This window comes from Streptomyces sp. NPDC013157, assembly GCF_042899865.1.
Classification (GTDB): domain Bacteria; phylum Actinomycetota; class Actinomycetes; order Streptomycetales; family Streptomycetaceae; genus Streptomyces.
This window is the reverse complement of the sequence record NZ_JBIBAK010000022.1, coordinates 13,439-32,107: the sequence shown is the minus strand read 5'-3', so window position 1 is coordinate 32,107 and position 18,669 is coordinate 13,439. Positions and strand designations below refer to the sequence as shown.

General features: G+C 72.6%; 11 protein-coding genes. 9 read left to right on the top strand and 2 right to left on the bottom strand.

What is annotated here, in order from left to right; all coding sequences use genetic code 11:
* The first annotated feature begins 149 nt into the window (after nt 1–149).
* The 4 genes from ACFY6U_RS44800 to ACFY6U_RS44785 all read left to right on the top strand — a co-directional run bounded on the left by ACFY6U_RS44800 (nt 150) and on the right by ACFY6U_RS44785 (nt 8,226).
* Nucleotides 150–845 carry a GntR family transcriptional regulator gene (locus tag ACFY6U_RS44800; protein WP_390047859.1) on the top strand — a complete coding sequence of 232 codons (696 nt, stop codon included), beginning with the start codon at nt 150–152 and terminating at the stop codon, nt 843–845.
* A 175-nt stretch (nt 846–1,020) separates the two neighbouring features.
* Entirely contained in the window at nt 1,021–2,550 is a 1,530-nt protein-coding gene (locus tag ACFY6U_RS44795; protein ID WP_390047857.1) for a hypothetical protein, read from the top strand.
* Nucleotides 2,551–2,683: 133 nt separating this feature from the next.
* The gene (locus ACFY6U_RS44790; RefSeq protein WP_390047856.1) at nt 2,684–3,553 is read left to right on the top strand and encodes a hypothetical protein; all 870 of its coding nucleotides are present in this window, start codon (nt 2,684–2,686) and stop codon (nt 3,551–3,553) included.
* Nucleotides 3,554–3,615: 62 nt separating this feature from the next.
* Nucleotides 3,616–8,226, top strand: coding sequence for a hypothetical protein (locus ACFY6U_RS44785; protein ID WP_390047854.1), 4,611 nt, complete (start codon nt 3,616–3,618; stop codon nt 8,224–8,226).
* Nucleotides 8,227–8,259: 33 nt separating this feature from the next.
* Here ACFY6U_RS44785 and ACFY6U_RS44780 read toward each other — a convergent pair whose 3' ends face one another.
* On the bottom strand, nt 8,260–8,730 hold the full coding sequence (locus ACFY6U_RS44780) for a hypothetical protein (protein WP_390047853.1): 471 nt from the start codon (nt 8,728–8,730) through the stop codon (nt 8,260–8,262).
* A gap of 443 nt (nt 8,731–9,173) precedes the next feature.
* Here ACFY6U_RS44780 and ACFY6U_RS44775 point away from each other — a divergent pair, with 443 nt between their 5' ends.
* The 5 genes from ACFY6U_RS44775 to ACFY6U_RS44755 are packed head-to-tail and all read left to right on the top strand — an operon-like array spanning nt 9,174 to nt 17,090.
* The gene (locus tag ACFY6U_RS44775) at nt 9,174–12,008 is read left to right on the top strand and encodes a nitrate- and nitrite sensing domain-containing protein (protein WP_390047852.1); all 2,835 of its coding nucleotides are present in this window, start codon (nt 9,174–9,176) and stop codon (nt 12,006–12,008) included.
* On the top strand, nt 12,005–12,439 hold the full coding sequence (locus ACFY6U_RS44770) for a roadblock/LC7 domain-containing protein (RefSeq protein ID WP_189268075.1): 435 nt from the start codon (nt 12,005–12,007) through the stop codon (nt 12,437–12,439). The genes ACFY6U_RS44775 and ACFY6U_RS44770 overlap by 4 nt, the downstream gene beginning before the upstream one ends.
* Nucleotides 12,440–12,448: 9 nt before the next feature.
* The gene (locus ACFY6U_RS44765; RefSeq protein WP_390047850.1) at nt 12,449–12,844 is read left to right on the top strand and encodes a DUF742 domain-containing protein; all 396 of its coding nucleotides are present in this window, start codon (nt 12,449–12,451) and stop codon (nt 12,842–12,844) included.
* A gap of 24 nt (nt 12,845–12,868) precedes the next feature.
* Nucleotides 12,869–16,504, top strand: coding sequence for a hydantoinase B/oxoprolinase family protein (locus tag ACFY6U_RS44760; protein WP_390047848.1), 3,636 nt, complete (start codon nt 12,869–12,871; stop codon nt 16,502–16,504).
* The gene (locus ACFY6U_RS44755; RefSeq protein ID WP_390047846.1) at nt 16,485–17,090 is read left to right on the top strand and encodes an ATP/GTP-binding protein; all 606 of its coding nucleotides are present in this window, start codon (nt 16,485–16,487) and stop codon (nt 17,088–17,090) included. Before ACFY6U_RS44760 ends, ACFY6U_RS44755 begins: the two co-directional genes overlap by 20 nt.
* Before the next feature lie 60 nt (nt 17,091–17,150).
* On the opposite strand, the gene glpK is transcribed toward ACFY6U_RS44755, so the two are convergent.
* A complete protein-coding gene (glpK, locus tag ACFY6U_RS44750) occupies nt 17,151–18,668 on the bottom strand; it encodes a glycerol kinase GlpK (protein WP_390047844.1) in 1,518 nt (505 codons plus the stop codon).
* Nucleotide 18,669: the final 1 nt, after the last annotated feature.

Below are 18,669 nucleotides of genomic sequence, written 5' to 3'. Positions count from 1 at the left end.
GGGTGCGGGGACTGAGCAGTGCGGGGCCGTACCAACGGCCGCTTCGACGGCCGTACGAAGGTGAGCGTGATGAGCACCGTAGAGGATCGTTCAACGATCCTTCAATACCCACGTTGTTTCGTTCCTGTGTCTGCGGTTGAATTCCGGGCATGGCAGAGCAGCTGACGGGACTGGCCGACGACCGCGCCCTCCTCGGGCGGACCAGCACCGCGGAACGGGTCTCCGACATCCTCAGGAGCCGCATCGCCGACGGTTACTTCCCGCCAGGCACCCGCCTGTCGGAGGACGGCATCGGCGGTGCACTCGGTGTCTCGCGCAACACCCTGCGCGAGGCGTTCCGGCTGCTCACCCACGAGCGCCTGCTGGTCCACGAACTCAACCGGGGCGTCTTCGTCCGGGTCCTGACCGTGGAGGACGTCGAGGACATCTACCGCACCCGCGCCCTCGTCGAGTGCGCCGTCGTGCGCGGTCTCGGCGACCCGCCGTACGCCCTGGAGAGCCTGTCGGCGGCGGTCACCGCGGGACGGTCGGCGGCCGCCGCGGATGACTGGAAAGCAGTGGGTACGGCCAACATCCACTTCCACCGGGAACTGGTCGCCCTGGCCGCCAGCGAACGCACCGACGAACTGATGCGCAGCGTCTTCGCGGAACTCCGCCTCGCCTTCCACGTGGTCGACGACCCCCGCGCCCTGCACGAGCCGTACCTGGCCCGCAACCGGGAGATCCTCGAGTCGCTCCAGGACGGTGACAGGGGCGGGGCGGAACGCCTGCTTGAGACCTACCTCACGGACTCCCTGGAACGAGTGGTGGAGGTCTACCGACGCCGAGTGGACAGCGCCCCGTAAGTCTGGGCGCCCCGCAAGGTTCTGCGCCCCGTCAGGGGCGCTGGGGGTAGGAACTGCGCGACCAGCCACAGACGACCCGCACTCTGACACACCACCTGCAGTTAACCGGCGCTCCCGGCGGGGCCGCTCCGCGTCGTTTGGGCCGATGTCAGACCCAGGACCTAGTCTGTGCACCGTGACTTCGCCTGCATCGACGGACAGCGTGCCGCCCCAGCTCAGCGCGGGGCCGCGCCCCGCACCGGGCCCGGCCGCCGACGAGGGGCTGGCGCGCCGGCTGCGCGCGCTCGCCTGCACGGCGCCGCTGCACGACCTCGACGCACGCAAGGCGAACCTGGCCGGCGAGTACTCGGTGTACGGCATGGCCGAGGTGGCCCTCTCCGCCATCGACCTGGTCACCCTGAACATGGACTTCGACACCGGTGCCGACCACGAGCAGATCGTCGCCCGGCTGATCCCGCGCATCTCCGCCCAGACCCCGCACCGCCCCGTCGCCGAGCACGAGCGCGTGGCCCGCTGGGTCCTGGAGAACCTGATCAACGTCGGCAGCGTCGATCGCGGTTTCCGCGCGGTGTACGGCACCTTCGCGCCGGACGGCTCGTACGTCCGCCGGGACTACGACTTCAAGCTCATCGAGGAGGTGCCCGGCCCGGGGGGCACGGTGTACCTCCGGACCACCGACGAGGCGGTCAACGTCCTCGTCGGCGCCCTCGACACGGACGTCACCAGCGCCCAGATCGCCGCCGAGGTCAAGCTGGAGGTGCTGATCAACCGCGGCCGGCTCGCCGACGCCCAGCTCGCCGCGGAGCAGGCCCGCTACCGGACCGTGCAGTACTCGGAGAGCCTGCGCCGGGCCCTGGAGGCCACCCGGCGCAACGTCCGCGCGGTGGACTGGCTCAGCGCCGTCCCCGACATGATCGCCGAGGCCCTCGACCACGTCGCCGACCGGTACCGGCACGAGAACGCGATCCTCACCAACATCCGCAAGGCCCGCGACGAGACCGAGGAGCCCGAGAACAAGCGGCGCGCCGCCGAGCTCGTCGACATCGTCAAGGACTGCATCCGCCGGCACACCCAGTTGCAGTCACGGCTGCTGGAGGCGGGGCCGCTGTTCCGCGCCGAGCAGGACCGGCAGGCGTTCGCGACGCCGATGACGACGTCGGGGACGGACCTGTACGGGCACCTCCTCGCGCCGCTGCTCCCGCTGCCGCTGGAGCAGGCGAGCCGGGTCACGGGGGCGTTCTTCGCGCGCGGGACCGGGCTGCGGACGCCGGTGTCGGTGCGGGTCGGCGACCTCGTCGACATACTGCTGACGCCGCCGGTGGAGCGGGAGCACCTGGGTGCGGAGATGCCGGAGCCGGACCTCATCGCCACGCCGGACGACAGCCGGTTCAGCGAGGAGCAGCTGGCGGACGCCATGCGGCTGCTGGACCTTCCGGCCGACGCGCCGCGGCGGTTGTCGGGGCTGCTGGCGGAGGCGCGGCGCGTGGGGGGCGAGGATCTGGCGTACCTCGTTGCTCTCCTGGCGGTGCACGCTGCCAGCCCGGCTGTCGGTACCGCCTATCGGCAGGGCGAGCAGAAGTTGTTGTTCGCGGTGGACGACGGTACGGAGTTGGACGACCCCGGCTTCGGCGGTGCCGATCTCGTCGTCGGGACGGCTCTGCTGGACGCGGTGGGGATGGCTGCGGATCGGACCGAGGCCGCGTGATGTCGTGTGCCGGGTACGGGTCCGTTGTGGCTGGTCGCGCCCACGCGGCGGCAGTCGCAGATTCAGCACAGCCCCGCGCCCCTGAAGGGGCGCACCAGGGCGTCCCTGTTTTCAAGATCGAGGAGTTGTCGTTGTGAGCGAGTACGTCGAGGCTGAAGCGGCTGTCGCGTCGGCGAGTGCTGCCGTCACGCCCGCCGATGCCGCCGACGCGGCTCGGCTCGTCGCCTTCGGGCTGCAGCCCAAGCTGCAGCCCGCGCGTGATCAGGAGTACGCCGAGCTGCTGCGGCGCTATCGGGAAGACCCGCCGTTCGCGCGGCTCGCCGATGCCGTGGCCGCCGGTCTGGGGCTGGTGGTCCTCGAGGTGTCGCCCCGCGCGGGCATGGCCGTGACCGCCGCCGAGGACTCGGTGTTCGCCGTGCGCATGGGCGACTACGCGCGTCGTACGTCCGCGGACGGCAGCGACCGGTTCCTGCACGGCCTCGCCCACCTCGCCGTCGCCGCGCTGGCGTTTCCGCGCCCCGAGGACCTGGCCGACGACGGCTACATCGGGCGGATCACCGTCAACGGCGTCGACGCCTTCGTCCGGCAGGCCTGCCGGCGGCTGGAGGAGCGGGCCGAGGAGGCGGGAGAGAACACCGACCCGGCCACCGACGCGCCCGGGCTGGAGGCCGCCTGGCGGATCTGGGCCAGACGCAGCGCGACCGGCGCCACCAAGGACGCCCGCCGGCTGGCCGGTTCCACCACCGGCATCATCGGCAAGGCGGTCGTCTTCCTCACCGACTCCGGGTTCCTCCAGCGCACCGGCGACGACCAGGGCGGCACGTACCGCACGACGGCCCGCTACCAGCTCCAGGTACGGGACCTGGCCGGCAGCGCCGCCATGGCCGAGCTGCTGGAGCTCGGCGTCGTCCCGGTCACGGACGGCACGGCCAGCCTGCTGCCCGCGGACGCCACCGAGGACCTGGACCTGGTCGCCGACGCCGGTCTGCCGTTCCACTCCTGAGCCGTTCCCGAAGCCTTTCCGAGCCGTCACCACCCTCTTCCCACGTCTTACGAGAGTCCGCCATGTACGAGCTGTCCCGGGTCCGCCTCTACTCCATCGGGCCCGCCGGTGCGCGCTACGCCGACACCGTGCTGGACCTGCGCGGTGTGGGCGAGCCCGTGCCCGACCCCGCCCCCACCCAGGCGGAGTTCTTCGAGGAGGAGCCGGTCGGCCCGCCGCGCCGGCCCGCGCCCGCAGGCGTGCTCTTCCTGGAGAACGGCGGCGGCAAGTCGGTGCTGCTCAAGCTGATCTTCTCGGTGATGCTGCCGGGGCACCGGAACACCCTCGGTGGCGCGAGCTCGGGTGTGCTGCGCAAGTTCCTGCTCGCCGACGACTGCGGCCATGTCGCCCTGGAGTGGCAGCACACGCTCACCGGCGAGTGCGTGGTCGTCGGCAAGGCGAGCGAGTGGCGGGGGCGGCAGGTCTCCAACGACCCGCGGAAGTTCGCCGAGGCCTGGTACTCGTTCCGGCCCGGCCCCGGGCTCTCGCTGGACAATCTGCCGGTCGCCGAGTCCACCGCCGTACGACAGCCCGTGGAGGGCACCTCCGGGGCCCAGGGGCGGCGGCGCACCATGAAGGGATTCCGGGACGCCATCACCGAGGCGGGCAAGGCGTACCCGCACCTGGACGTGTACTGGGAGGAGATCCACGACCGCTGGATCGAGCACCTCGGCGACCTGGGCCTCGACCCCGAACTCTTCCGCTACCAGCGCGAGATGAACGCCGACGAGGGCGAAGCCGCCGGCCTGTTCGCGGTGAAGAAGGACTCGGACTTCACCGACCTGCTGCTGCGGGCCGTGACCGACACCCGGGACACCGACGGACTCGCCGACCTGGTCGGCGGCTTCGGCAACAAGCTCGGGCGGCGCGCCGAGCTGATCGCCGAACGGGACTTCACCGCCGGGTCGGTGGACCTGCTGGGGCGGATCGTGGAAGCCGCGGAGGCACGGTCACGCGCGCGTGACATCCACGCGGGCGCCGAACGCCGTACGCGTAACCTGGCGCGCCGGCTGTCCGCGCGAGGCGTGCAGGAGCGGGTGCGCGCCGCCGACCTCGCCCAGCGGGTCACGGCCGCCGCCTACGCCGTCACACACACCGACGGCGCCCGCGAGCGCAGCTCGCTGATCGCCGCCGAACTCGCCTACCGGCACGCCTCCCTGGCGCTCGCCGTCGGCGAGAAGTCCGCCGCAGCGCAGAAGCGCGAGCTGGCCGACGCACGCACCCTGCACTCGGCCTGGCAGGCCGCCGAAGCCGTGCTCCGCCACCGCGCGGCCGCCGACCGCGTCGCGCGGGTGGCCGCCGCCATCCAGGAGGCCGAGCGGGACGCGGCGCCCGCCCTCGCCGCCCGCGCCAAGGCCGCCGTCGCACTGGTCCGGGCCCTGCACGGGGCCGCCGAGAGCGCGGAGACCCTCGCCAACGAGGAGGAGGAGCGATCCGCCGCGCTCCAGGAGGTCAGCGACTGCGCGTACCGGGACTCGACCTCCGCCGCCACCGAGGCCCAGCGCGCCCGCAGCGAGACCGGGCATCTCAGGCAGCGGCTCGGCGAGGTCGAGCAGGAGACCGCAGAGGCGGTCCGCGCGGGCTGGCTCGACGACAGCGCCCCGGACGCCGACCCGGCCAGGGCCGCCCTCGCGGCGAGCGACGCCGAGAAGACGGCCGTGGCCGCCTGGGACACCGCCCGTGAGGCCTCCCGCCGAGCGAGCGAGAACGCGCGAGAGGCGGCCTCCGCCGAGTCCCGCGCCGAACTCACCGCCGCCCGTGCGGCGGACGCCGCGACCGCGGCCGAGCGGACGTACGACGCCGAGAAGCGCCTGGCCGAGAGCCTCGCCGGGGAGGAGCGGCTCACCGAACTACTGGGCCTCACCGGCTCCCGCACCGCCATTCCTCGACCCCGCCACGAGGGCGGCGACGACCACCACACGACCCTCGTGCCCGAGGAACTCGACCGGTTCGCGGACGAGTTGCGGGAGCTGCTCGACGACGCCGTCGGGTCCGCCGAGCGGCACCTGTTCGAGCTGCGCACCGCCGCCGCCGACGACTCCCGGATCCTCGGCGCCCTCGGCGACGGCGGACTGCTGCCGCCCGGCCCCGACGTGCTGGCCACCGTCGAGTTCCTCGGCGAGCACGGCATCCCCGCACTGCCGGGCTGGCGCTACCTCGCCCAGGCCGTCGACCCCGCCGACCACGCGCGCGTGCTGGCGGCCCGCCCCGAACTCGTCGACGGCGTCGTGATCACCGACCCCGACACGCACGCCCGCGCCCGCGAGGCGCTCAGCGAGGCGGCCCTGCTGCCCCGCTCGGCCGTGGCCGTCGGCACCGCCGCCGCCCTGCTCGCGCCCACCCCGGCCGCCGACGCCACCCCGGGCGACGTGTTCCTGGTACCGCCGAACCCGGCCATGCACGACGAGCACGCCGCCGACGAGGAGCGGCAGGCGCTGCGCGCGCGGGCCACCGAGCGGGACGAGGAGATCCGCATCCTCGCCGCACGGCTCGGCAAGGACCGCGAGCTGGCCGCACGGCTCGCCTCCTGGCGCACCGGCTGCCCGGCCGGGCGGCTCGTGGAGCTCGCGCAGGAGGCCCGGGACGCGCGGGTGTTCGCGGAGGAGTCCGAGGCCGAGCTGGCCGAGGCCCGGACCGGGCGGGCGGAGGCCGAGGAGGCCGCCGCCGAGGCCGCGCAGGTGCGCGACGAACGACAGGAGGCCGCCCAGCGGGCCCGGCGCGCGGCCGACGCCCTCGCCGGCCTCGCGTTCCGGCTGCGCGAGCGGGCCGGCTGGCAGGTCAGGTTGCGCGAACTCGCCGACGAGGCCACCGAGTCGGAGGCGCGCGCCCAGTCCTGCCTGGAGCGCGCCCGCGTCGCCGACGAGGACCGGCGCGCCGCCCAGCGCGCCGCCGACGACGCCCGCCGCACCGCCCGTGCGCTGCGCGCCGAGCGCTCCGAGATCGCCGGCGCCCCCGACGACATGCCCGAGACCGACGAGGACGCCCCGGGGTCCTCGTCCCCGCTGCCCGCCCTGCGCGAGGCCTACCGGGCCGCCTCGCAGGTGTACGAGAAGGTCGGTGTCGGCGCCGATCTGCGCGCCGAGCAGGCCCGTGCGGAGAGCGACGAGAGCGCCGCGCTCGCGGAGCTGGAGCGGCTGAGCAACAAGGTCCGCACCCGTGCGGAGCAGCTGCTGCAGTCGCCCGACGGCTCCGACGGGCCCTCCCGGCAGGCCGCCGCCGCCCGTGCCGAGGAACTGGTGCAGCTCCTGGAGACCCGCATGTCCACCGCGAGCGAGCAGCTCGGGCGGCTCCGCGGCGAGGCCGAGCGGCACGCTCCCGAGGACGGCGAGGCGCACACCGAGCTGCCCGAGGAGCTTCGGCCGCGCGACGCCGAGCACGCACAGGCACTGCTGCGCACGGCGACGGCCGAACTCGCCGCACGCACCGAGGCGCTGGCTCAGGCCAGGGAGGCGCACGCCGAGCTGCTGGACACGCACCGCGCGGCCGAGGACGCGGCGGGCGGCTTCGAGGAGATCGCCGCCATGCTCCGCGACCTGCTGCGTGAGCACACCGCCGACGAGGAGCAGGAGGAGCCCGAGCCGTACCCCGGCAGCCTGGAGGAGGCCCGGCAGTCCGCCGCCGAGGCCCGCAGGTCGCTGCGCGGCTGCGCCGGCGACCTGTCCGCCGCCGAGTCCGCCGTCCGTGAGGCGAGCGACGTCCTCGTACGGCACGCCAACGCCACCCGTTACGAGGCGGTGCGGACCCCCGCGCGCCAGCAGATCCGGGAACTGCCCGCCTCCGCGCTGCCCGAGCACGCCCAGAAGTGGGCGGACGCCTTCGCACCCCGGCTGCGGGTGCTGACCGACGAACTGTCCCAGCTGGAGCGGAACCGGGACTCGATCGTGGACCGGCTGCGGGGGCTCGTCGAGTCCGCGCTGGCGACCCTGCGCTCCGCCCAGCGGCTCTCCCGGCTGCCCGAGGGGCTCGGCGAGTGGTCCGGGCAGGAGTTCCTCCGCATCCGCTTCGAGGAGCCCGACCAGGCCACGCTCACCGAGCGGCTCGGCGAGGTCGTCGACGAGGCGACCCGGGCCGCCGTGAAGAAGAACTCCGATCTGCGGCGGGACGGAATGTCCCTGCTGCTGCGGGGAGTCGCGGCCGCCCTTCAGCCGAAGGGCGTCGCCGTGGAGATCCTCAAGCCGGACGCGGTACTGCGCGCCGAGCGGGTGCCGGTGGGGCAGATGGGGGACGTGTTCTCCGGCGGGCAGCTGCTGACCGCCGCCATCGCCCTGTACTGCACGATGGCCGCACTGCGCTCCAACGACCGGGGGCGGGACAAGCACCGGCACGCGGGGACGCTGTTCCTCGACAACCCCATCGGGCGCGCCAACGCGACGTACCTGCTGGAGCTCCAGCGGGCCGTGTCGGACGCGCTGGGCGTGCAACTGCTGTACACGACCGGGCTGTTCGACACGACGGCACTGGCCGAGTTCCCGCTGGTCATCCGGTTGCGGAACGACGCGGACCTGCGGGCCGGCCTCAAGTACATCAGCGTGGAGGAACATCTCCGGCCCGGGCTGCCGCAGCAGCCGCAGGCCGGAGAGGCCGTGCACAGCGAGATCACCGCCACGCGGATGTTCAAGAAGCCGTCAGCCTGACGGTCGGTCCCTTCAGGCACCGGGTGCGCGGCCTCAGGGGTGCGTCAGCTGCCCCGCCTGGCCGCCCCGCCGCCGTATCCGCTCCTGCTCGCGCTCGGCGGCCCGCTGCTGCCGCCGGGCCGCGCGCCGCTCGCGGCGGAGCGTGCGGGCGGTGCTGCTCGGCTCCGAGACCACGCCGTAGCGCTGGTTCCACACCTGACGGGTCACCAGGACGTCGACCGCGCTCCAGGTGGCCACCACCGTGCTCACCACGCTGCTGATCACCATCGGGAACGCCAGCCAGGACTCCGCCATCGTGCAGAAGAACGCCACCATGGCCAGTATCAGCGTGACAGCGATGATGATCACCGACCGCACCGCCGAAGTCCGCACCGGATCCGGCATCCGGTACCGCTTGGCAGGCTCCTCGATCCACAACGTCCGGTACTGCGCCTGCTGTTGCCGCACCGTCGAGTGCGTCGCCGCGCCGTCCTCGGACGCCGCCAGCCGCTCAGCCGTCCCCATCAACGTGTCACTCCCCACCGCCGACAAGCCCTCGCACCGGTGTCCGACGACCCCGGCTCCCCAGTGGCTGCCCGGCTTGCGCTGTTTTACGCCGCCCGGATGCGAGATGCGGCTCCTGTGGCCGAATCCGCGCGCATCACCTGTCTACAAGGACGAACGAACTCGCCCGATGATTCCCAACCAGGGAAAAATTCCGGCCAACTGATCCTTCGTGCCGTTCCCGCCCCACTCGCGTGAAGTCGACTGAAGTCGGCGTGATCGCGGTGGCAATCTCCCGCAATGACCGGACAACTCGTCCTGTGTGTCCGCCATGTCTGCGCACCGAGGCGGAAGTTCACCGTCCGGACAGTTCTTCGAGTTATCCCTGTGACGGTAGTAGGCTCGCGCCGTTTGTTGACGTACATGTGTACCCCCGGCCGGTGGGGGTCGAGCTGGGGGAGGCCATGCGCTTTCGCGGGAAGTCCATCCGCCGGAAGATCGTGGCGCTGCTTCTCGTGCCGCTGGTGTCCCTGACGGCCGTCTGGGGATTCGCGGCCGTGCTCACGGGACGCGAGGTCACCCACCTGTTCCAGGTGTCGGCGATCGTGGAGGACCTCGGCTACCCCACCGAGGACGCGGTCCGCGCCCTCCAGCAGGAGCGCCGGCAGACCCTGGTCTATCTCGCCGACCCACGCGCCGCCGACGCGCTCACCGCCCTGAACCGCACACGCGCCGCCACCGACGAGACCGTGGCCAGGCTCCGCAAGAACGCCGGGGAACAGCACGTACGCGACGGCCTGGACGCGGACGACAGCGACCGCCTCACCGCCGAACTCGACGGCCTCGACGGCATCGCCCCCCTGCGCCGCAGCGTCGAGCAGGGCACCGTGGACCGCGCCCAGGCCCTGAGCCTCTACAACGCCGTCGTCGAGCCCTGCTACGCGCTGCTCGGCTCCCTCGACGGGATCGACGACGTCGAGATGGACAAGCAGGCCCGCGCCCTCGTCAACATCACCCGCGCCCGTGAGCTCGTCTCCCGCGAGGACGCCCTGCTCGGCTCCGCCCTGGTGGTCGGGAAGGTCTCCCCGGAGGAGACCCGCGAGGTCTCCGACCTCATCGCCCAGCGCACCCTCCTCTACGACATCAGCCTCCCGCTGCTGCCGGCCGGCGAACGCGACCGCTTCGACCGCTTCTGGCGGGGCGCCACCACCGCCCCGCTGCTGGCCGCCGAGAAGTCCGTCCTCGCCGCCGGGTCCGGCACACCGAACGACGTCAGCGCCAAGAGCTGGGACGCCACCGCGGGCACGGTGCTCGGCGAACTGCGCACCCTCGACGACCAGGTCGGCGACCGCTTCCAGGACCGCGTCCAGCCCGTCTCGGTCACCGTGATCGCCCAGGCGGCCGTCGTCGGCGTCCTCGGTCTGGTCGCCGTGCTGTTCTCGCTGATCGTGTCGGTCCGCGTGGGCCGCGGCCTCATCCGCGACCTGCGGTCGCTCGGCCAGGAGGCGCACGAGGCGTCCGGGGTCCGGCTGCCGAGCGTGATGCGCCGGCTGTCCGCGGGCGAACAGGTCGACGTGGAGACCGAGGTCCCACGCCTGGAGTACGACAAGAACGAGATCGGTGAGGTCGGCCAGGCACTCAACACCCTGCAGCGCGCCGCCGTCGAGGCCGCCGTCAGGCAGGCCGAGCTGCGCGCCGGCGTCTCTGAGGTCTTCGTCAACCTCGCCCGCCGCAGTCAGGTCCTGCTGCACAAGCAGCTCACCCTGCTCGACACCATGGAGCGCAGGACCGAGGACACCGACGAACTCGCCGACCTCTTCCGCCTCGACCACCTCACCACCCGTATGCGCCGGCATGCCGAGGGCCTGGTCATCCTCTCCGGCGCCGCGCCCTCGCGGCAGTGGCGCCGGCCCGTCCAGCTGATGGACGTGGTGCGCGCGGCCGTGGCCGAGGTCGAGGACTACGAGCGCATCGAGGTCCGCCGGCTGCCCCGCGTCGCCGTCACCGGCCCCGCCGTCGCCGACCTCACCCACCTCGTGGCCGAGCTCCTGGAGAACGCCACGGTGTTCTCGCCGCCGCACACCGCCGTGCAGGTTCTCGGCGAACGCGTCGCCAACGGCTTCACCCTGGAGATCCACGACCGGGGTCTCGGCATGGCGGCCGAGGCGCTCCTCGACGCCAACCTGCGGCTCGCCGAGACGCCCGAGTTCGAGCTCTCCGACACCGACCGGCTAGGCCTGTTCGTGGTCAGCCGCCTCGCCCAGCGTCAGAACGTCCGTGTCTCGCTCCAGCCGTCCCCCTACGGCGGCACCACCGCCGTCGTCTTCATCCCCGACGTACTGCTGACCGACGACGTCCCGGACACCAACGGCGTCGGCTTCCGCCTCGACCGCAGCCGCCAGGCCAGGGAGGCCGAACCCGAGGAGAGCCGCGCCGCCTCCCTGGCCCAGGTGCCGGGGCAGCGGCCCGGACTGCCGGCCGCACTGCTGGACGGCCCGGTCGAGCTGGAGGCACCCGTCGACCTGGACGCGCTGGGCGACTTCCCGGGCGCCCTCACCGACGACGACAGCGAGCGCGGTGGCCTGTTCCGCCCCCGCCGCTCGCTCGCCGACGCCGACGACGCCCCCACGCCATCCGTGACCGACCTCCACCACCCGGCCCGCGAGGCCGCCGACCGCTTCGGCGACGAGCACCCCGGTGGCCCCGTGCCACTGCCCGCACGGCGTACGCCCAAGCTGGTCAGCTCGCACGGCAAGCCGGTCACCGAGCAGCGCTCCCGCCGCGTCGACCCGGACGAACGCGACCCGGCCGACCAGGGCCGCCCCGAACCGGGCGGACTCGCCCCGCTGCCCTCCCGCCGCCGCACCGACCCGTCCGCCCGCCGCGCCATCGGCCCGGCCGACCACGTCGAGGAAGGCACCGCGCCCCGGGCCGGAGGCCCGGACGAACCCTCGGGCCCCCCTGCCCTGCCCCAGCGCACCCGCCGCTCCGCGACCGCCTCCGGCAGCGGCACCGAAGACTCCGTCCCGCCCCTCGGCAGCACACCCCCGGAGGCCGCGTCCGGCACCCGGCCGCTGCCCAAGCGGGTACGGCAGGCCAACCTGGCCCCACAGCTGCGACAGGAACCCGCACCATCCGCCACGCGCGAGCCGGAACTCGTCGAGCGTGATGCCGACGAGGTCCGCAGCCGCATGGGCTCGCTCCAGCGCGGCTGGCAGCGCGGCCGTGCGGAGAACGCCGAGGGCGACGGCTCCCGGGACAGCACAGCACAAGGAACGACTAAGGGGGACGGTCGATGACCGATCCGAAGGCGACCGGCCACACGGCGACGAACAAGGGCGAGCTGAACTGGCTGCTGGACGACCTCGTGGACCGGGTCGCCAGCATCCGCAAGGCCGTCGTGCTCTCCGGCGACGGCCTGCCCACCGGCGTCTCCAAGGACCTCACCAGAGAGGACAGCGAGCACCTGGCCGCCGTGGCCTCCGGCTTCCACAGCCTCGCCAAGGGCGTGGGCCGGCACTTCGAGGCGGGCAGTGTCCGGCAGACCGTCGTCGAGCTCGACGACGCCTTCCTGTTCGTCACGGCCGCCGGCGACGGCAGCTGCCTCGCCGTCCTCTCCGACGCCGACTCCGACGTCGGCCAGGTCGCGTACGAGATGACGCTCCTGGTCAAGAGGGTCGGCGTACATCTGGGGTCCGTTCCGCGCACCGATCTGCCCTCGGGCGGGTAGTGGGATGACATGAGCGGAGACGGTCAGGGAAGAAGCCACTGGTTCGACGACGAGGCCGGACCTGTCGTCCGTCCGTACGCCATGACACGCGGCCGCACCACCAGTGCGGCCCAGCACCGGCTCGACCTGATCGCGGTGGTCGTCACGGAGCCGCACGCGGACGACCCGGACGACGACCGGACGCTGTCCCCGGAGCACGTGGACATCGTCGAGCTCTGCCGCGACGCCCCGCAGTCGGTCGCCGAGCTGGCCTCGGAACTCGATCTGCCCATCGGCGTGGTCCGGGTCCTCATCGGCGACCTGGTCGACGGGGAACTCGTCCACGTCAACCGGCCGGTACCCCCGGCCGAGCTGGTGGACGAGAGTATTCTGCGCGACGTGATCAACGGCCTCCGGGCGCTGTGACCGGCGCGGAAGCGGAGTAGTGACGTGACAGGCTGGCAGTTCTGGGTCGACCGCGGCGGTACGTTCACCGACGTCGTCGCACGGCGCCCGGACGGCCGCCTGCTCACCCACAAGCTGCTCTCCGACAACCCCGCGCGATACTCCGACGCTGCCGTGGCCGCCGTGCACGAGCTCCTCGACGGCTCCGGCGCCCCCGTCGACGCCGTCCGGATGGGCACCACGGTCGCAACCAACGCGCTTCTCGAACGCAAGGGCGAGCGCACCCTCCTCGTCATCACCCGCGGCTTCCGCGACGCCCTGCGCATCGCCTACCAGAACCGCCCCCACATCTTCGCCCGCCGCATCGACCTGCCCGAGCTGCTGTACGAACGGGTCGTCGAGGCCGACGAGCGGATCGCCGCCGACGGCACCGTGCTGCGCGCACCGGACCTGGACGCCCTGGCGGGCCCGCTCCAGGAGGCGTACGACGACGGGATCCGCGCGGTCGCCGTCGTCTGCATGCACAGCCACCTGCACCCCGCCCACGAACAGGCGATCGGTGAGCTGGCCGCCTCGACCGGCTTCCCGCAGATCTCGCTGTCCAGCGAGGTCAGCCCCCTGATGAAGCTCGTCCCACGCGGTGACACCGCCGTCGTCGACGCCTACCTGTCGCCCGTGCTGCGCCGCTACGTCCGCCATGTCGCCGACGAACTCGAAGGCGTACGGCTGATGTTCATGCAGTCCAACGGCGGGCTCGCCGAGGCGGGGCAGTTCCGCGGCAAGGACGCCGTCCTCTCCGGCCCGGCCGGCGGGATCGTCGGCATGGCCCGGATGTCGCAGCTCGCCGGCTTCGACCGGGTCATCGGCTTCGACATGGGCGGCACCTCCACCGACGTCTCCCACTTCGCGGGCGGCTACGAACGGGTCTTCACCACCCAGATCGCGGGCGTCCGGCTGCGCGCCCCCATGCTGGACATCCACACCGTCGCCGCGGGCGGCGGCTCGGTACTGCACTTCGACGGCTCCCGCTACCGCGTCGGCCCGGACTCGGCCGGCGCCGACCCCGGACCGGCCTGTTACCGGGGCGGCGGCCCACTGGCCGTCACCGACGCCAACGTCATGCTCGGCCGGATCCAGCCGGCCCACTTCCCCCAGGTCTTCGGCCCTGGCGGGGACCAGCCGCTGGACGCCGGCCTCGTCCGCGACCGCTTCACCGAGCTCGCCCGGGAGATCCGCGAGCAGACCGGCGACGACCGCACCCCCGAACAGGTCGCCGAGGGCTACCTGAGCATCGCGGTGGCCAACATCGCCAACGCCGTGAAGCGGATCTCCGTCCAGAAGGGCCACGACGTCACCCGCTACGCCCTCACCACCTTCGGCGGGGCCGGCGGTCAGCACGCGTGCATGGTCGCCGACTCGCTCGGCATCCGCACCGTCCTGGTGCCGCCCATGGCGGGGGTCCTGTCCGCGCTCGGCATCGGGCTCGCCGACACCACCGCCATGCGCGAGCAGTCCGTCGAGGCGCCCCTGGAGCCCGCCGCCATGGCCGGCATCCGCAAGACCGCCGACGACCTGGAGGCCGGGGCCCGCGCCGAACTCCTCGCCGAGGACGTCCCGGAGGACCGCGTCGAAGTCACCCGCCGCGCCCAGCTCCGCTACGACGGCACCGACACCACCCTCACCGTCGAGCTCACGGAGCCCGATGCGATGAAACAGGCCTTCGAAGAACGTCATCGCGCCACGTACTCCTTCACGCTCGACCGCCCGGTAGTCGTCGAAGCGCTCTCCGTGGAAGCCACCGGCATCACCCAACCCCCCGATCTCTCCGCCCTCGCCCCTTACGAGGGCACTCCCGCCGCCCCGGAGACCGTCCGTCTCCACACCGGCGGCGCCTGGCGCGACGTACCCCTCCACCGCCGCGAGGACCTGCCCTCCGGCGAATCCGTCACCGGCCCGGCGATCATCACCGAGTCCAGTGCCACGACCGTCGTCGACGACGGCTGGCGGGCCGCGGCGACCGACGACGGGCATTTGGTCATGGAACGCGCGACGGTCACGCAGAGTTCCGATCTCGACACGGAAGCCGACCCGGTCCTGCTCGAGGTCTTCAACAACCTCTTCATGTCGATCGCCGAACAGATGGGCGCCCGCCTGGAGTCGACGGCCCAGTCCGTCAACATCAAGGAGCGTCTCGACTTCTCCTGCGCCCTGTTCGACCCGGACGGGAACCTGGTGGCCAACGCCCCGCACATCCCCGTCCACCTGGGCTCCATGGGCACCAGCGTCAAAGAGGTCATCCGCCGCCGCGGCACCTCGATGAGCCCCGGCGACACCTACGCCGTCAACGACCCGTACCACGGCGGCACCCACCTGCCCGACGTCACCGTGATCACACCGGTCTTCGCCACGGAGGGTGACCGGATCCTCTTCTACGTCGCCTCCCGCGGCCACCACGCCGAGATCGGCGGCATCGCGCCGGGCTCGATGCCGGCGAACAGCCGCACCATCGACGAGGAGGGCGTCCTCTTCGACAACTGGCTGCTCGCCGAGAACGGCCGGTTCCGGGAGACCGAGACGCACCGGCTGCTGGCCGGGGCCCGCTATCCCTCCCGCAACATCCCTACCAACCTCGCCGACCTGCGCGCCCAGATCGCCGCCAACCACAAAGGCGTCGACGAAGTCGGCAAGATGATCGAGGAGTTCGGCCTGGACGTCGTCCAGTCCTACATGCGGCACGTCCAGGACAACGCCGAGGAAGCGGTCCGCCGGGTGATCGACGCCCTCGACGACGGCGCGTACGCCTACGAGACCGACTCCGGCGCGGTCATCCGGGTACGCGTGCGCGTGGACCGCGACAAGCGGCGCGCCACCATCGACTTCAGCGGCACCTCGGCCCAGCTGGCCACCAACTTCAACGCCCCGTTCGCCGTCGTCAACGCGGCCGTACTGTACGTCTTCCGCACCCTCGTCGCCGACGACATCCCGCTCAACGACGGCTGCCTGCGCCCGCTCGACATCGTTGTGCCGCCCGGTTCGATGCTCGCCCCCGAACCGCCGGCCGCCGTGGTCGCGGGCAACGTCGAGACCTCGCAGGCCATCACCGGTGCCCTCTACGCGGCGCTCGGCGTCCAGGCCGAGGGCTCCGGGACCATGAACAACGTCACCTTCGGCAACGAACGCCACCAGTACTACGAGACCGTCGCCTCCGGTTCCGGAGCCGGTGACGGCTTCCGCGGCGCGAGCGTCGTACAGACCCACATGACCAACTCCCGGCTCACCGACCCGGAGGTCCTGGAGTGGCGGCTGCCCGTCCGCCTCGACGAGTTCGCCGTACGGGCGGGCAGTGGCGGCGCGGGCCGCTGGCCCGGCGGGGACGGCGCGGTCCGCCGCGTCCGCTTCCTCGAACCCATGACCGTCTCGACCCTCTCCCAGCACCGCCGCGTGCCGCCGTACGGCATGGCCGGGGGCGAACCCGGCGCACTCGGCGCCAACCGGGTGGAGCGGGCCGACGGCACGGTCACCGAACTCGGCGGCAGCGATGCTGCGGACGTCGGCCCCGACGACGTACTCGTCGTCGAAACCCCGGGTGGCGGCGGATACGGACGCCCGGCACCCGGCACCCGAACCCCCCACCGACCCCAGCAAGCAGGAGAAGAAAACGATGATCTTCGGGCGATCTGAGCGCGGCAAGCCCCCGGTCGAGCCCGTCACGCTCAAGATCCTCGTGGCCGGAGGCTTCGGCGTGGGCAAGACGACCCTGGTCGGCGCGGTCAGCGAGATCCGGCCGCTGCGTACCGAGGAGCTGCTCACCGAGGCGGGGCGGCCGGTCGACGACACCTCCGGCGTCGAGGGCAAGCACACCACCACCGTCGCCATGGACTTCGGCCGCATCACCCTGCGCGAGGACCTGGTGCTCTACCTGTTCGGCACGCCCGGGCAGGAGCGGTTCTGGTTCATGTGGGACGAGCTGGCCGAGGGCGCGCTGGGAGCCGTCGTGCTCGCCGACACGCGCCGGCTGGAGGACTGCTTCGCCGCCGTCGACTATTTCGAGCGGCGTTCCATACCCTTCCTCGTCGGCGTCAACTGCTTCGAGGACGCGGCCCGCTATCCGGTGGAGTCCGTCCGCAAGGCCCTCGACCTCGATCCGGACGTACCGGTCGTGCTCTGCGACGCCCGGGACCGCGAGTCGGTCAAGGAGGTGCTCATCGGCGTGGTCCGGCACGCGATGGCGTACGCGGCGGCCCACCGGCAGGCCGTCACCACCTGAACGGCGGCGGCACGGCCCGTACCCCCGCCGACCGGGGTACGGGCCGTGGTCCCAGGGGGGTTACTCGCCGTCCTCCAGCCAGCCGAAGCTCTTCTCCACCGCCTTGCGCCAGTTCGCGTACTCGCGGTCGCGCACCGACGCCGCCATGGCGGGCGTCCACTCCGCGTCCTTCTGCCAGTGCGACCTGAGCTCGTCCAGGTCGTTCCACACCCCGGTGGCCAGGCCGGCCGCGTAGGCGGCGCCCAGGCAGGTCGTCTCGGAGACCCGGGGCCGGATCACCGGTACCCCGAGGACGTCGGCCTGGTGCTGCATCAGGAGGTTGTTCCCGGTCATGCCGCCGTCCACCTTCAGGGTGGTGATCGGCACCCCGGAGTCCTGGTACATCGCGTCCACGACCTCCCGCGTCTGCCAGCTGGTCGCCTCCAGGACCGCGCGGGCGAGGTGCGCCTTGGTGACGTAGCGGGTCAGCCCGGTGACGACCCCGCGCGCGTCGGAGCGCCAGTAGGGCGCGAACAGGCCGGAGAAGGCGGGCACGATGTAGGCGCCGCCGTTGTCGTCGACGCTCGCCGCCAGCGTCTCGATCTCGTCTGCGGTGCGGATGATGCCGAGCTGGTCGCGGAACCACTGGACGAGTGCGCCCGTGATCGCGATCGAACCCTCCAGGCAGTACACCGGCGCCTCGGTGCCGATCCGGTACCCCATCGTCGTCAGCAGCCCGCTCTTGGACGGCACCGGCCGGTTGCCGGTGTTGAGCAGCAGGAAGCTGCCCGTTCCGTAGGTGTTCTTCGCCGTGCCGACGTCGTAGCAGGCCTGCCCGAAGACCGCCGCCTGCTGGTCGCCCAGCGCGGACGCCACCGGCACCCCGGCGAGCTGGCCGACCGCGGTGCCGTACACCTCGGCGGACGACCTGATCTCGGGCAGCACCGCCTCGGGCACGTTCATCGCGGCGAGGATGGCGGGGTCCCACTGGAGGGTCTCCAGGTTCATCAGCATGGTGCGCCCGGCGTTGGTGACGTCGGTGACGTGCCGGCCGCCGTCGGTGCCGCCGGTGAGGTTCCAGATGAGCCAGGAGTCGATGGTGCCGAAGGCGATCTCGCCGCGCTCGGCCCGGTCGCGCAGCCCGGGCACGTTGTCCAGCAGCCAGGCCGCCTTGGGCCCGGAGAAGTAGCTGGCCAGGGGCAGTCCGGTCGGCTCGCGGAAGCGGTCCTGCCCGTCGCTGCCGCCGAGTTCGTGGCACAGGGCCGCGGTGCGGGTGTCCTGCCAGACGATCGCGTTGTGCACGGGCTTGCCGGTGGCGCGGTCCCACAGGACGGTCGTCTCGCGCTGGTTGGTGATGCCCACCGCGCTCAGCTGGTCGGGGCGCAGCCCCGCGTTGGCGAGCGCACCGGCCACCACGGCCTGCACCTTGGACCAGATCTCGGTGGCGTCGTGCTCCACCCAGCCCGGCTTGGGGAAGATCTGGCGGTGCTCGCGTTGGTCGACGGCGACGATCGCGCCGGAGTGGTCGAAGATGATGCAGCGGCTCGACGTGGTGCCCTGGTCGATTGCGGCGACGTACTTCTCGGCGGTGTCCGTCATG